The organism is Paenibacillus monticola (genome assembly GCF_009664975.1).
Taxonomy (GTDB): domain Bacteria; phylum Bacillota; class Bacilli; order Paenibacillales; family Paenibacillaceae; genus Paenibacillus_AQ; species Paenibacillus_AQ monticola.
Genome location: NZ_WJXB01000001.1, coordinates 430597 through 445843, shown reverse-complemented (window position 1 = coordinate 445843; position 15247 = coordinate 430597). Strand labels below are relative to the sequence as shown.

General features: G+C 47.4%; 13 protein-coding genes and 2 tRNA genes. 4 read left to right on the top strand and 11 right to left on the bottom strand.

What is annotated here, in order from left to right:
* Positions 1-25 precede the first annotated feature (25 nt).
* The 7 genes from GJB61_RS01955 to GJB61_RS01925 form a co-directional block, all read right to left on the bottom strand.
* Positions 26-727: an ABC transporter ATP-binding protein gene (locus GJB61_RS01955; protein WP_154116596.1), complete on the bottom strand. Its 702-nt coding sequence runs from the start codon at positions 725-727 to the stop codon at positions 26-28.
* Positions 728-733: 6 nt separating this feature from the next.
* Positions 734-1516, bottom strand: coding sequence for an ABC transporter ATP-binding protein (locus tag GJB61_RS01950; RefSeq protein ID WP_338115641.1), 783 nt, complete (start codon positions 1514-1516; stop codon positions 734-736).
* Positions 1497-2453, bottom strand: coding sequence for a branched-chain amino acid ABC transporter permease (locus GJB61_RS01945; protein ID WP_154116592.1), 957 nt, complete (start codon positions 2451-2453; stop codon positions 1497-1499). The genes GJB61_RS01950 and GJB61_RS01945 overlap by 20 nt, the downstream gene beginning before the upstream one ends.
* A 13-nt stretch (positions 2454-2466) precedes the next feature.
* The gene (locus GJB61_RS01940; RefSeq protein WP_154117279.1) at positions 2467-3372 is read right to left on the bottom strand and encodes a branched-chain amino acid ABC transporter permease; all 906 of its coding nucleotides are present in this window, start codon (positions 3370-3372) and stop codon (positions 2467-2469) included.
* A 467-nt stretch (positions 3373-3839) separates the two neighbouring features.
* Positions 3840-3931, bottom strand: a tRNA-Ser gene (locus GJB61_RS01935).
* A 7-nt stretch (positions 3932-3938) separates the two neighbouring features.
* Positions 3939-4014: transfer RNA gene (locus GJB61_RS01930), tRNA-Asn, on the bottom strand.
* Between the two features lie 63 nt (positions 4015-4077).
* The gene (locus tag GJB61_RS01925; protein WP_154116590.1) at positions 4078-4824 is read right to left on the bottom strand and encodes an MBL fold metallo-hydrolase; all 747 of its coding nucleotides are present in this window, start codon (positions 4822-4824) and stop codon (positions 4078-4080) included.
* Between the two features lie 127 nt (positions 4825-4951).
* Between GJB61_RS01925 and GJB61_RS01920 the strand changes: the two genes are divergently transcribed.
* Positions 4952-5380, top strand: coding sequence for an Lrp/AsnC family transcriptional regulator (locus GJB61_RS01920; RefSeq protein ID WP_154116588.1), 429 nt, complete (start codon positions 4952-4954; stop codon positions 5378-5380).
* A gap of 89 nt (positions 5381-5469) precedes the next feature.
* On the opposite strand, the gene GJB61_RS01915 is transcribed toward GJB61_RS01920, so the two are convergent.
* Positions 5470-11814, bottom strand: coding sequence for an S-layer homology domain-containing protein (locus GJB61_RS01915; protein WP_154116586.1), 6345 nt, complete (start codon positions 11812-11814; stop codon positions 5470-5472).
* Positions 11815-12036: 222 nt separating this feature from the next.
* Here GJB61_RS01915 and GJB61_RS01910 point away from each other — a divergent pair, with 222 nt between their 5' ends.
* On the top strand, positions 12037-12675 hold the full coding sequence (locus GJB61_RS01910; protein ID WP_154116584.1) for a pentapeptide repeat-containing protein: 639 nt from the start codon (positions 12037-12039) through the stop codon (positions 12673-12675).
* Positions 12676-12694: 19 nt separating this feature from the next.
* Here GJB61_RS01910 and GJB61_RS01905 read toward each other — a convergent pair whose 3' ends face one another.
* Entirely contained in the window at positions 12695-13165 is a 471-nt protein-coding gene (locus GJB61_RS01905) for a SprT family protein (protein ID WP_154117278.1), read from the bottom strand.
* A 124-nt stretch (positions 13166-13289) separates the two neighbouring features.
* Between GJB61_RS01905 and GJB61_RS01900 the strand changes: the two genes are divergently transcribed.
* Both GJB61_RS01900 and cmpA read left to right on the top strand, forming a co-directional pair.
* Entirely contained in the window at positions 13290-13649 is a 360-nt protein-coding gene (locus GJB61_RS01900; protein WP_154116582.1) for a hydrolase/acyltransferase, read from the top strand.
* A 132-nt stretch (positions 13650-13781) separates the two neighbouring features.
* Positions 13782-13919 carry a cortex morphogenetic protein CmpA gene (cmpA, locus tag GJB61_RS01895; RefSeq protein WP_154116580.1) on the top strand — a complete coding sequence of 46 codons (138 nt, stop codon included), beginning with the start codon at positions 13782-13784 and terminating at the stop codon, positions 13917-13919.
* A gap of 80 nt (positions 13920-13999) precedes the next feature.
* Here the strand turns inward: cmpA and GJB61_RS31030 are convergent, their stop codons facing one another.
* Together GJB61_RS31030 and GJB61_RS01890 are read right to left on the bottom strand one after the other, a co-directional pair.
* The gene (locus GJB61_RS31030) at positions 14000-14167 is read right to left on the bottom strand and encodes a hypothetical protein (RefSeq protein WP_195724193.1); all 168 of its coding nucleotides are present in this window, start codon (positions 14165-14167) and stop codon (positions 14000-14002) included.
* A 137-nt stretch (positions 14168-14304) separates the two neighbouring features.
* Positions 14305-14799 carry a DinB family protein gene (locus tag GJB61_RS01890; protein ID WP_154116578.1) on the bottom strand — a complete coding sequence of 165 codons (495 nt, stop codon included), beginning with the start codon at positions 14797-14799 and terminating at the stop codon, positions 14305-14307.
* Positions 14800-15247: the final 448 nt, after the last annotated feature.

The window sequence follows — 15247 nt, the reverse complement described above, 5'->3', positions numbered from 1 at the left end:
TGATACCTCATTAAATGAATGAAGATTAATGACCCAGATAAGCCATCTTAATCTCTTCTGAATCCGCCAACTCCTTGGCGTCCCCTTCAAGCACCACTCGACCTGTTTCCAGTACATAAGCACGATTAGCAACTTTAAGTGCCTGATGTGCATTCTGTTCAACGAGCAATACGGTTGTTCCGGCAGCATTCACTTCCTGTATGATCCGAAAAATATCCTTTACCAGCAGTGGAGCAAGGCCCATGGAGGGTTCATCCAGTAGCAGCAGCTTCGGATGGCCCATCATCGCGCGACCCATGGCAAGCATTTGCTGTTCTCCACCGGATAATGTTCCCGCTAGCTGTTTCTTTCTCTCCAGAAGACGGGGGAATGTAGAATACACCTTCTCGAAGTCCGCTCCGAGGCTATCCGAATTCTGTAAATAAGCCCCCAACTCCAGATTCTCTTCCACAGACATATTGGCAAACACCCGTCTACCTTCTGGACAGTGAATAAGTCCCTGCTTCACTATGGACTGTATGCTTTGATTCGTAATCGATTTGCCCAGAAATTCAATACTGCCTGTCTTTGGTTTAAGCAACCCCGAAAGCGTCTTGAGCAACGTTGATTTGCCGGCACCATTGGCGCCAATCAAGGTTACAATCTCGCCTTCATTAACGGTAATACTCAAATCCTTTATGGCATGAATAGCTCCGTAATATACGTTGATTCCTTGTACTGTAAGCATAGTCCTTTACGCCTCCTGTCCCAGATATGCTTCGATGACCTTGGGGTTGTTCCGTATTTCAAGAGGTGAGCCATCTGCAATCAGCATCCCGCGGTCCAGCACATAGATTCGGTCGCATACCCCCATAACCAGTGACATATCATGCTCTATTAATAGGATGGTGAGATCGAATTCCTCACGAATCCAAGCAATTAGATTCATCAAATCACGCGTCTCATTCGGGTTCATGCCTGCTGCAGGTTCATCCAGCAGCAGCAGCTTGGGACCCGCTGCAAGCGCACGAGCGATTTCCAAGCGCCGCTGGTTGCCATAACTCATGTTGCCGGCTAACTCGTCGAATTGATCGGCCAGATTAAATATTTTTAGAATATCCATTGCTTTCTGGGTAATTTCACCTTCACCGCTGAAATGCTTAGGCAGGCGGAGCATCGAGGTGAACATCGAGTGTTTCGCATGCTGATGAAAGGCAATCTTGACGTTATCGAGTACCGTCATAGCCGTGAATAGCCGGATATTCTGGAAGGTACGTGCCGCACCTTTACGATTAATCCGGAAAGGCTTCATACCGCCTACAGACTCATTATTCAGAATAATGCTGCCGCTAGAAGGCGGGTAAACGCCAGTCAGCAGATTGAACAGTGTTGTTTTGCCAGCACCGTTCGGTCCAATAAGTCCAATCAATTCACCTCTATTAATATGGAGGGACACCTCACTCAGCGCCTTTAGACCTCCAAAGGAACGACTGGCTTGTTGGACATCAAGAAGCACTTCAGCTGTTGATGCTGTCACTTGGCTTCGCCTCCTTTTTGGCAAATTTCTTGAATGAGAAGCCTGTGCTGCCCAAGAGTCCCTTCGGACGGAAGATCATCATCAGAATTAGAATGGCGGAGTAGATAATCATCCGTAGCTCTGGGTATTCCTGCAGTACAGTGAAGAGCACTGTTAAGACAATTGCGCCTACGATTGCTCCAGACGTACTTCCTAGTCCGCCCAGTACAACCATAACCAGAATTTCGAATGACTTCAGAAAGTTAAAGCTGCCTGGATTAATAACATAGAACTTATGAGCGGATAAACCGCCCGCTATGCCTGCAAATAATGCGCCGAGAGCAAAGGCAATGATTTTGTACAATGTGGTATTAATCCCCATGGCTTCGGCGGCAATTTCATTCTCTCGAATGGCTATACAAGCCCGACCGTGGCTGGAATTGATGAAGTTATTAATTACAACTACCGTAACAAGCGTGAAGAGAAACATAATCGTCCAGGTCGTTTGGGTTGGAATACCGCTGAGACCCGAAGCACCGCCAACATATTCTGTATTGAGCAGCACGATTCGGATGATTTCACCGAAACCAAGTGTAGCAATCGCCAGATAGTCACCATTGAGCCGCAGTGTCGGAATACCGATCAGCACTCCGAATAAGGCAGCAACTAATCCGGAAATCACAAGCGCCAAAACGAAAGGAACATCAAAATTCAAGGTCAGGATGGCTGAAACATAAGCACCAATGGACATGAATCCGGCATGACCGATCGAAAACTGACCGGTAATCCCATTAATCAGGTTAAGAGATACTGCCAGCATGACGTTAATGCAGATCAGGATAAGTGTAGATTCCATAACATCATCAAATATCCCCGTTGTTAGAAGAATTTGAATGACTCCGTAAAGAACCATAGCGAACACAATGCCTATCCAAAAAGATTTATTTAATTTCTTCATCCGGTTATCCCACCTACACTTTCTCGCGGACATTTTTACCAAACAGTCCGGACGGTTTAAAGATAAGGATAAGGATCAATATGGCAAAGGCCACGCCATCACGCCATGAAGAATACCCCAGTGAAGATATTTCTGTTTCTACCGTGCCTAGGAGCAGACCCCCAACCAATGCACCTGGTATACTGCCGATCCCGCCAAGAACAGCAGCTACGAAAGCTTTCAGTCCTGGTAGCACACCCATCATCGGGTCAACAGCATTGTAAGTCATCCCAAAAATTACACCAGCTGCAGCGGCTAATGCAGAACCGATAGCGAATGTCGCTGAAATCGTCCGGTCTACGTTAATACCCATGAGCTGTGCTGCCTCCATATCGAAGGAAACTGCCCGCATTGCCTTGCCGATCTTCGTACGGTGTACGATATACTGCAAGATGATCATCAGCACAACTGTTGTGCCCAACGTCATCATTTGATTAGAATCAACCTGAACCGAGCTTCCAAATAATTGGAATTGGTGCTTATTGATAATCTCCGGAAAACCTTTGGCCTGTGGCCCGAGTAAGTACACCCCAGTGTATTCCAGAAGAAAGGAAACGCCTATTGCTGTAATAAGTACGGCGATACGTGAGGCTCTACGCAGTGGCTTGTAAGCCAATCGTTCAATCGTGATGCCAAGCAACGCACTGACTGTCATGGATATCACAAGCGACAAAATCAAGACGATAACCGGAGGGAAACCCACCGATGCAAAATATTTGGCACTAAACAGTCCGATAAACGAACCTACCATAAATACATCGCCATGTGCAAAATTGATCAGCTTGATAATTCCGTATACCATGGTGTAACCAAGAGCGATCAGAGCATAAATGCTGCCTACGGAAATCCCGTTAATTAACTGCTGAATGAAATACTCCATCGCCATCCCCTTTTCCCCATAATAATCATAAATCCCCTTTCTCTACCTTACATTCTCTTTTTTCCTTTATGATGTTATTTATATTAACACAGGGTTATTTCTTCGTCACTAACATTTATGCTTATTTAATATAAAATTCGAAATTTGAGGTTAGATTATATAACATTAAATGTAGTATATTTGGCATATATTCGCACATATTCGAATATATCGAAGTAATATAGAGTATATATGAGGAATACGGAGTTTGATTGTTTTTGAATTTCTTTCCTTTTTTAATACAATACTTTGTTTTCCCGTAAATAATATAACATTTGTCTCTTTACAGCTTCTATCCGTCAATTAATTAAAGGATTAATGAGTTGCACCGCTGAATTATAGAGCTAAACATGCAAAAAAAGAGCCCCCAGTCGGGAGCTCTTTCATGTATTAAAGTTTAATTATATTTTGCTAAGTGCCACAAAATGTGGCGGAGAGAGAGGGATTCGAACCCTCGCACCGCTTACGCAGTCTAACCCCTTAGCAGAGGGTCCCCTTATAGCCACTTGGGTATCTCTCCAAGAAAATGGCTCCCCGAACAGGGCTCGAACCTGTGACAACTCGATTAACAGTCGAGTGCTCTACCAACTGAGCTATCAGGGAATAATAATAATTCATGTCAACATGGAGTAATTTATCATGATTTTGTTGTCTAGTCAAGCGCTCTCAATACCATTGTCCATCTTGCAAAAGAGTGACCCGATTTAGCAGGGCCTCCTGTTCCAACCGTTCTCGCAGGTTCTCCCGAGTGACCAGACAATGGTTAATCGAATCCATGTGTACAGCAATAACAGATGTATACGGTGCATAGTTGCACAGCTCCACCACGTCCTGTTCATCCATCGTTATAGGTCCACCGGTCAAGAAACGTGCACCGCCGGCATTGATAATCGTTAGCTCGGGATGATTATCATCCAAGGCCTGCTTAACCTCGTCACACCAGATTGTATCTCCGGTAAGATATAACGTAGGTTCACCTTCTGCCTGAAAAACAAAACCCGATACTCGGCCCATCCGTTTCCCTATCTCACCAGTTCCGTGCTGACCTTTTGTTCTTGTAAGGGTTATATTTGATAATGTTAGCTTGTGCTTAATTTCTGTAATGTGTTCAAAGCCCTGTGCCGCTATTTGAGCCTGATCGCCATCCTGGCACAATAACGGAATATCATGAGGAAGCATAGAAACTGCTGCCGCATCCCAGTGATCCGCATGAAGATGCGTAACGAGTACAGCATCCGGCTGTAGCCATTGCTCTGCTGGTCCCGGCAAAGAAACCAACGGATTTCTGCGGTCATTCGCTGAATTTATTATGGGTGGATTCGCCCCCTGCTCACTTAACATCGGATCAATCAAAAATGTAAGACCACCATATTCCATCCATAACGTTGCATGCCTGATTAGCTGAATTTTCATTCTCTACCCTCTTCCTTTTCTAAATCTTCTGCTACAATCAATTATAGGTGGATTGAGGCACAGAATACATGGATAGCAGAAAGAGATTACCCTGTTCTACTTTCATACTGAAAGGAATTACACGATAATGAACCCTACTATAATAGACGATGTGGATTTCCGCATTTTGCAACAGCTTATTAATGATTCTACTCTTAGCCACAAAGAAATTGGACAGCAGGTACATATGACAGGCCAGGCAGTTGGGGCACGTATCCGCAGAATGCGCGATTCTGGCATCATAGAGGGCTATACCGTCCGCTGGAATCCAGATAAAATAGGCCATGCCGTTCAGGCTTTTATCACCGTATTTCTAAGTTCCAATATTGCCCATCCGGCCTTTCAGGAGTTCGCCAAAAGCAACAGCAGCGTTGTGGAGACCTACCGTGTCAGCGGAGAGGGCTGCTACTGGATGCGTGTTCACACGGTTAACCAGCAGGATCTTAACGCTTTTCTCGACCAGTTGCTGGAGTTTGGAAATTATAGAGTGAATCTGGCAATGGGCCAGATCAAATAAGCTGCATGTATGGAGAAAAAGATTTATAGATAAAGCCGCCGTGAAGGGTTACAGCTCCTTCACGGCGGCTTTTGTTATGATTACGCATATTAGTTATTCAGTAGCTTAGCTCCAATCAACAGGCGACTAAGAATTACAGCCGCTTCCGCGCGACTTGTATCGCTACTTGGGGCAAAGTTCCCTGCGGATTGCCCCTTCATAATACCATTCGCTCCCAAAGTGTCCACAGCTTCCTTCGCCCAGGTGGAGATACCAGCTGCATCTTTGAAAGTTAGTGATCCGTCAGAAGTTCCTTTGAGGTCAGCTTCTACTGGGACCAGCTTCAGAGCTCTCGCAACCATAACGGCCATTTGCTCCCGTGTAATCGGGGTATTTGGGCGGAAGGAGCCATCCGCATAACCCTGAACCAGCCCCAATCCGGCTGCTGCTCTGGCAGCCGCTGCAAACCATGAGCTGTCCTGCACATCACGGAATGAGCTATTTGCTGTCGCTGCAGGGTCAGGCTGCAGATCCAGCGAGCGGATCAGCATGGCCGCGAACTCCGCCCGGCTAATCGTTGTCTCCGGTGCAAAGCTGCCCATAGATTGGCCATTCACGATGAATCGGCTGGCCAACCGTTCAATCTCAGCTTGTGCCCAGTGTCCCGAAATATCCGGAAAGCTAACAGGATGTATCGCTACGGTAAACACTCCACTCGCCATGCTGCTCTTAATAGTAACTATAGTCACTCCATTTGCAGATTCAAATATTGCCGGTACATAACGGAAAGACCCGTTTTCATTATCATAGAGCAGAGCTACTGCCGTTGCATTATCCAATACTTCATTAATAGTGAATGTCCGCTCCACATGCTGAGTTCCGAAGTCGCTGACAGGAACGGATGTTATGCCATCCGTTACGCTTAGCGTGAAGCCTACCGGAGTTCCGTGCAGCCTAAGGCCTTGCTGCTTCGCACTTGCAGTTATCTGCTCCAATACGGTTCCACTTTGTAGAGTAAACTTGAACTCCAGCGTTCCTTCTGGCAGTTTGGCATTACTCAGCACAGTCTCTAGAAGTTCCAACGGGAAACGATATGACATATTGCCGCTTTGGATCACGAGCACAGCATTCGGACTAACCGCAGCCGCGCTCCGCAAAGCTTCTGCGCTAAAACGGGCCGTGCCGTCAGCATTCGCTGCAAGCTCGATAACGGCTTGCCCGGCCGCTGTCTTAGCTTTAAGCAATGCGTCATTATTGGTCACTGTCACCGGCGTGGGGACAGAAAGTGTTGGGCCTGTCGGACCTGTTGGGTCTGTAGGGCCACCACCACCTGACTCAACAGGGGGTATTACATCAATAGTGTAAGTTCTTTTGCTGTTACCTACCGTTACCGTAAATATAGTACTTCCTGGTTTAAGCCCATGCAATTCCCCCTCTGATACAGAGGCTGTATTGACGTTCTCAAAGTCGTAGGCCGCTTGAGAAGTGATGTCTGCACCTTCTCTGTTCAACACCTGAATTCCAGCTGACTCCCCTTGCTTCAGGACAACAGGTCCACTCTGCCCATCTGTGAGCTTTATGGAGAAAGGTTTGACCGCACTGGCAAATCCTTGATTTCGCTCAACAATATTGAATGCAGAAGATGGATTGGACAACAGGTTCATCCGCTCCCCGCGGATAATAAGATTATCTACGAGCAGGTTTCCCTTCAGCTCTGGCGTGACTTCCACACCACTCGTACCCACTCTGTCGATGACATTGTTCGTAAGGACTACCCCTGTCATGTTCAGATTGCCATGCGCTATCAAACCAGAGTAGGTACTGTCTAGCGCTGTATTGTTCCGGATCAGAACGGTGCCAAACAGATCACTCTCTCCCGCATATAGCCATAATGCGCCCAGATTCACTCCATAACCGGAATCATAGCTGCCAGTGCGCAGCAGTGTGTTGCGCTCCACGAGGGTCGTTCCTTGGAACGGCTCAGCGGAGAAGCGGGTTGATACGGCAATACCTGCCCCGTTGCTCACGGTATCCTTCACTACATTATCCTGGATCTTGTTATCCTTGCCGCCAAAAACAACGATATTATCGGCCAGCCACGGTAAGGAAACCGTGTTAAAGCGTGCCGTATTATTAAAGCTTGGTGTTCGCTCAGTGCCATTCACATCATTCAGCTTGGCATCCGTAAACGACCACATAGCAATTCCATCATCACCCGGATAACGGATATCACTTTGTTCCATCATGCTGTTCCCCGTACCTACAGCAAAGTTGATGCCGTCTGCCATGAGATTACGGATACGAAGTTCCACCATATGAAGACCATCTGTCCGGGCTTTCTCGCCCACCGGCTGGGTCAGCCACAAGCCTGCTTTAGTATGCTCGATCCAGACATTCTGGATAACCGATCCTTGACCGAACGCCCCATGGAAGGCATTGCTATACGCCTCATCCTCACGCACGTTGACGCCACCATCAATCAGTAAATCATACACGCCAATCTTCTCTCCGTGACCATAGAACTTAGCGCCGTTCAGAGTCGTATACCACATGCCTGCACCACGGATTTCAGCGGCATTCAGGTCCAGCAGCCCGTCGCCGACATTAAAGGCTCCGGCCGGAAACCATACTCCTGTATTTCGCTGATTTGCTTCGGCAAGTGCCGCCTTAAAGGCTGCAGTATCTTCACCTTGATCATTCGCCACTGCCCCATAATCTGTAACAGAGACGAAACCTTCCGGCTCAGTTAACGCTGGAGCAACCTGCTCCATATCAGCTAAATCTAGGGTATAGGAGGCTGCATGATCGCCAGCAGTTTTCTCCAAACGAATCGTTGCTCCGGCTGGTGCATCGCCAATCAAAGCATGAATCTCGTCAAAAAAGCGATGACCACTGCCTTGGCGAGGGTCATTCGACCACGGGTAGCTGCCATACTCCCAGGCATATTTCGAAGTTAGATGAAGCTGTTGCTGGACACCATTCACATATAGCGACAACGTATCCTCTGCCCCCGTTCCATCCGGGCTATCCGGGATTGAATAGCGGAGAACGATGGAGTTAGCCGGATTCGCGAGCTTAAATTCCACATAGTCTCCCGTGTTCTTCAACATCACGGCTTGGCGTCCGGAAGCCTCCGAAGCTATGCTGAGATATTTTCGCGAAGGGCCAATAATAGTTCCGTTCGTAACCGCGTCTTCCGCCTCATAGCTGATATAAGGAACGGTTGCTCCACGGTAAGTTTTATTCACACTGTTCAAAACTGTTAAAGTATCCATGGTCAGTCTGTTCCAGACCGTGTTCCCGCCAGCGCTTAACGAGACGGTATTAATCCCTGCCCGCAGCTTCAGCTTAAGCGACACATTCTGCCCAATGGAAGAAGACTTCAGGTTCAACGCATTCCCCTGCTCCAAACCATTCACCTTAACTATTAATGAAGCATCTGTGGTGGATTCGTTCTTATAGCCAATAACTACAGCATACTCAGCTGCCGAATTGGCATTCACCGCAAAACGAATGACACCTTCTCCCTGAAAAGCCTCTGCCCCTGAATAAACAACATTCATAGGTACAGGCAGGAAGCTCCACATAACATGATCGCCAGCAGTTGCTGTGCCAAGTTCTATCGTAGACTCTCCCTGCGTAAGCAGGCCACTCTCATCAGCACTCAGCAGTTGCTTATAGCCAAGCTTCTCTTCCAGTATCCATTGGGATGTCTCCTTACCCCCAGCGGCTAACAGAACAGCTTGGTTCGCTTCATTAAATGAGAGATAATGATTAGACTGGACATTCATGATCCGCTTGCGTCCATTGTAATCCTGCACAAGCCACTCTATAGATGCAGTCTTGTCAGCAGCATCGACATACACAGCCTTGCCAGCCTGCTCAGCCAGCACTTTGCCGCCTATTCCCTTCGGCACGATGGTCACTATGTTGGTATCCTGCTGGACAGGAGTTGCGGTATCATGGTTCCGCGGTTCTCCTGCAGGCGTATTGAACTCTTGTTCCGCCGTTTCCAGCGTCCATTGAACAGAGCTTTCACTCTCCAGTAGCAGGCCGCGCTCTGCATATCCAGTATGGTTCTCTACATGAACGAATTCATCGCTATACTCTCCGAACAGGCTGCGGATAGTGTAATGTTTATTATCGGAAGCCAGGCTGACAACCCAATCGGAGGAGCCATCGGCAGCCGGTTCAGTGCTGCTGCTCTCCAGGAAGGAATAATCACCGTTCAAGGTTAGATAATGTCCTGTTGCCCGGTTAACGATCGACTGCTTGCCAGCCTGCGTAGATATATTCCATTGTGAATATCCATTATCTGCGGATGGCTGACCATACAAAACAACGCCATGCTCATTCTCATACAGATATTCTCCGCTGTTGGCATTCTTGAATCTTACAGGATAGGCTGGCACTGGTGGTGTTGCTTCCGTGACCGCCTCAGCGCTGAAATGCGCACTCTCCTTATCTGCTGCATCTACAGCCTTGCTGATTCTAATTACCGGATTGCCGTTAGCATTCGGGGCACCGTACATATAATGTCCTGCCCATGCGCTTTTGAAGGTTGTTAGGCCAGATGGCTGCATATCAACAATCCATTTAATACTGCCCCACACATCGTATACCGTCTGCAAGGTTTGCACTGCTACGTCAGGATCGACCTCCTCCACCGCATTGCCGATATGCTCAAGAGAGAGATAACGCCCTGTACCTCTGTTCTTAATCTTCACCGCTCCGTTACTGCCCTCTATTTCTTGCAACTGCCAGACAAAAGAATCGTCATTGGGTTTAAGCACACCATAGGTGGCCTGCCCAACAGTCATGTCCTCTGTAGCGGAGGCGTCAGCCTGCAGCAGCGATTTCTCTTGTGGAGCTGCAGCTTCATTTTTCTGCGAGTTATAGACTGCCTCTGTAACCGACTTCTCTTCTGCCTGGTTCTGGGCACTAGGCGCAGCAAGCAAAGGTCCGTCTTTTAAATACTGCTTCTCGCCATTTACATCGTTTAGCTTAAAGCGGAATAAGTCCTGCTTTTTCTCCGTAACTGCGACGAATTTCCACTTGGGGCTGCCCCAGCCAGGGTTAATCACACCATACTCCGCATACTTGGTCAGGTTTTGGAGTGAAATATACTTCTCTGGACGTTTATTCGGCTCCTTGTCGGCAATATTGCTGATCACATAGTTGTTGTCGCCGGTGTTTTTCCCCGTCCAGATATAACTCTGATCTACAGCATTTTTGTCCGGCAACTCCGTAACCTGAAGATGTCCGTCCGGCATATTCACCATATTCAGGTAATGGCCCGTTTTCTTGTTCTTGAACAGCTTGCGACCATTGTATTTCTCTATCAGCCACTGGTCGGAGCCATCTGCCTGCATATTGCCGTATTTCAACAATCCATTGCTGCTCTCATACCAGTAAAATGACTTCCACCCATTCTGTATCCGGTAAAAATGTTCTGAGCTATCCGTAGGCGTGTTCGGGTCCAGCAGTTGCCACTGGGCAGCAAGCGTAGTGTTATCAGTGCTCGCTCCGGCATTGCCGTTCCCTAAGGTAGCAAGATATGTCCCGCTGTTCCCGATATTCTCAATCGTCTGGTAATCATCATAATCATCGGATTCATTGAAGACCCACTGATCTGTGGGTTGGCTCTCATTTAATTGCTGCGCTTTGGCAGTGCCTTCAATAGAAGTAAGATAATGATTCGTTGCCGCGTTACGGATACGCTTATGGCCGTCATAGTCCTCGACAAACCATAAATAATCCGCTTCGTTGATCGTATCAGGAGCAATAATGCCGTGCTTAAGCTCACCACCGGTCGCTTCGTACAGGAAATCTGTAGCTACCTGAGCATCGGTATACGTAGCCAGACGAATTGCCTGCAATTCCGAGATCGGCCCAGGCGCTGCATTGAGGTCAACAAAAGCCCACTGCGGGCTCTCAAAGGTAACATTGATGTCTCCGCTCACTTGGGCAAAACCAAGCTGATTCTCTTCATGGATGACGAGCTTCCCCTCCGGGGCTGTCGCGCTGCGAATCACCATGTAGCCGTTTCTGTTCGAAGTATCTATCAGCCATTGATCTGTGGTACTGCTCGCTCCTGAAATTTCTGCTGCTTTAAGCGAATCCTCCTTGCCGGTGTTTCCGGCAAGTGTAATGTAGTGGCCGGTCTTCACATTTTGAATCCGCGACAAACCCGCTGTGGTTACTACAGTCCAATGGGATGAGGTGTCTGCAAGATTCGTCATGCCGTAGCGTACCTCACCCGTTGAGGTTTCGTACAAAAAATTACTTTTCCACTTATTCTTAATGAGCACTGTACCTGCTGGAATCTGCCCCGCCCCAGTACCTTCGTTTACTCCGGCTCCTGCAGAATTGCCACTGGCTCCATAAACAGGAAAGCCTGAAAAAATTAGCAGCATCGCCAGCAGACCCGCAACCGCGGACCTGAATCGCTTCATATAATGCGCCCCCTCTAACTAATATGGACTTCCTCTCCAGTTTAGTTTGGTAGCGCTTACAAAACGATGTGCGATTTTATCCAGAAAAAGGTGCATTTGTACGGATATGAGTAACGCCCCCCGCTGTCAGGATGATTGACAAAACCTCGGATTCCCACGATAGTTAACGCAGAGGGAATTGGAACAGATTCGCTAATATTGATTATTTAAGTGGAGGTTCGCATGAAACATAAGATTGACCCGCCCAAAATTGCCGACAACATCGCTTTACCCCCGCAGCAAGTATTCTCACTGCAAACGAAGGATGAATTCAGCCTTTGTTCCATAAATGACCAGTTCATTGATAGCCAGGAAGCTAGTAAGGTTTCGTTCGAGAAGGTGCTGTTTAAGAATGTCACAATTACGGAGTCGTCCTTGAGCGGGATTGAACTTACGGATGTTATCTTTGAAAGATGTGATCTATCGAACGTTAATTTCTCCGATGCCTTCATTCATCGCACAGAGTTCAGAAATTGTAAGTTGATGGGGACAGACTTTACCAGAGGAAGATTCCAGAACGTTCTAATCACAGACTGTATCGGGGATTATGCCACCTTTCGGTTTGCTAATTTCAAACAGGTTGCTTTTGAAGACAGCTCGCTCATTGGTGCTGATTATTATCAATCCGTCCTATCAAAAATCTCATTTAACCGCTGCAATCTGGATCAAGCCATGCTGTCAGGAACAAAGCTGAACGGGATCGATCTTAGCGACTGCGAATTCAGCGGTTTAAATGTTGAGATCGAAGACTTATATGGTTGTATCATCTCAGCGCAGCAAGCCGCCTCATTTGCGGGTCTTCTGGGTTTGGTGATTAAATAGACGGGCTTGCCTGCTCAGCTTATTCTATTTCCAAGGTTTGCAGCTTCAGCTTACCTGCACAATTCCCGCAGCGATAGCGCTTGGGATCAACCTTTCGCTTGCGTGGATACTCGGTAGCACAGGCTGTGCACACGAGCTTATACCGGTAAGGCAGCGGTTTACGCGCCTTCATTCCCGGCGGAGACTGGCAGTAGCGGCTCCCGCCGACCTGTGCCAGCAAGCTTTTGAAATCGGCATCACGGTGCATATACCCTCTCTTCGCCAGATGCAGGTGATAGTGGCAAAGCTCATGCTTAATAATCCGCTCCGTCTCCTCGCGCCCGAACTGGGTCAGCTGAAGTGGGTTGATCTCAATATTATGGCTTTTGATAAAATAACGTCCGCCCGTTGAAGATAATCGGCTGTTAAATGTAGCTTTGTGCCGGAACGGTACCCCAAAGTTGTCCCGCGATACCTGTTCAATCCACTGCTGCAGCTCATCGTTGCTCATACTTTCCATAGCGTTCTCACACAAGTCCTTTCCACGGGAAAATAGATCTCTACTTGAATTGTAACTTGTGCATAGGCTAAACTGTCAAGAAGGAAGATAAGAAAGTACGGAGGGAGAATGACTAATGCCGAAAATGCGATATGTAATTTTGCAGCAAAATAAAGAACTGCAATTCGTAGAACTGCCGGAGGAATATGCTTACCAGCTCAGTGCACTCAATCTTCGCCTCAATAAAGAGATCGATAAGCTGACCGCCGACAATGTGCCAGACCTGCCTTTGGCGATCGCCGAATGTGACTCGCTGGAGCTGCTGCGTGAAGAACATTCATTGCAATCCGGGCTGGAGTATATTAATCTGCTGGAGAGTGCTTTTGCCTCCATTCAGGAACAGAACTATCCGCTCATCTCACTGCTGACCGAAATTCGGGCGCTGCAGGCCCAGTTGGAGCAATGGTATGAAGAGGAAGAAGAAGGCGTGCTATAGCTGACAGGCTTAATCCATTCCGTAAAATGATAGAACAGAACAGGCTGTTGTATTCCGCACATTGTGGCCGCACCATTAGGCCTTCTTCCCCATATGCTAACTTACATAAGCATGCTTAGAGGAGGGATTTCCTTGCCGCAGTGGCTCTGCCATCAGCTGATGAAAGCTTATTATAAAAAAGACCGCCGTCAGATTAAGCTGCTGAACGAGTGCTGGTTCTTTTACCGCAATTCCGCGGAATCACCGGGTTCTATACAAAGAGAGCTGTAGGAATGTCATCAGAAGGAATATCATCAGATTCAAAAAAACCATCCCGCCTTGAGGGATGGTTTTGTTTAGATTCCATTTGGTTAGAACTTCGGGAACACATATTTAACTAAGAAAAACAGAACTCCAAACGTGATAATGATATAAGTTGCATATCGGATAAAGGTAATAGCGACCGCACTGGAATCCGATTTCTTTTGAACCTCGGTGTGCTGGACTTCTACACTTCTATCACTGTGATTCGGATCCATAACAATCTCTCCCTTCGAAACTTGATCTATCTATCATTAACCGAAGGTTCGACTGGTTGAAACAAATAGCCGCCTTACGGCTTACTCCCGATGGACTGGAGCAAGCAGTAAGGCGGCTTAATATTTCTATGCTATGGTCAATCGAAGCTGCGGCGTGAAGGCCAAGAGCCCTGCAACTTACGGATCAAGACGATCTGTCCAGTGTGATAGGCATCGTGCAGGATAAGACTCATCACTTCTTCGCCTGGTGCATGTCCTGAGCCGCCCCAATCATACGCGCCTTCTTCAAGCGCCTCAATGACTTCCCGAAGCGAAGCGTGAACGGTCTTCAGAGCAGCGACGGCCTTCTCCCACTCTTCCTCCCCGGTAACCGTTACAATAAATGTATCATCATTGCTGTCCACATCGGGCAGCTGTGGCAAGCCTTTTAGCTTCTTCAGTAAACGTTCCTTATAATACGTCAAATGGTTGACCGTCTCCCAGATGGAGTTGGCAGCTCCTCCCTGCGGCTTCCAGCTAGCCTGCAAGTGATCCACACCTGCAAGTGCATCGCTCAGTGGCGGTGACCAATCCTCAACATCCATGCTATAATCCCAATTCTGCAGCAGTACTTCGCTAATTTTATTGTGCATGATAACCTCCAAAATGAAATATGCCCAGGCTTACTGATCTGGCTCATAATGTTAATAGCCACTCCCCTGTGAAGCGAGGGTGTGACCTCTTTTAAAAGATAAACTATACGGTGATGAGATTCAATCCTTGCTCCCGCGTAGGGAGCGACTCATCGAGTTGCTCATTAATGTCCATCGCTTCCGCATTTCAATTCACACTCCCGCATGGGGAGCGACACGATCGATAATAAATATTTACATGACGGGTACGCTACTTCAATCCACGCTCCCACGTAGGGAGCGACTCCGTTTTCCCACCAAAAAAGGAATAAAACCTTTTTTCACCATAAAAAAACGCTTAATTCTCTATTGAAAAGCTTGAAAATACGATTAGCTCGATAATAAATTACAAATTATGTAATATAATTGGTGCGAATGTCCTGGGGAAATCATGGGAGCTATACATTCG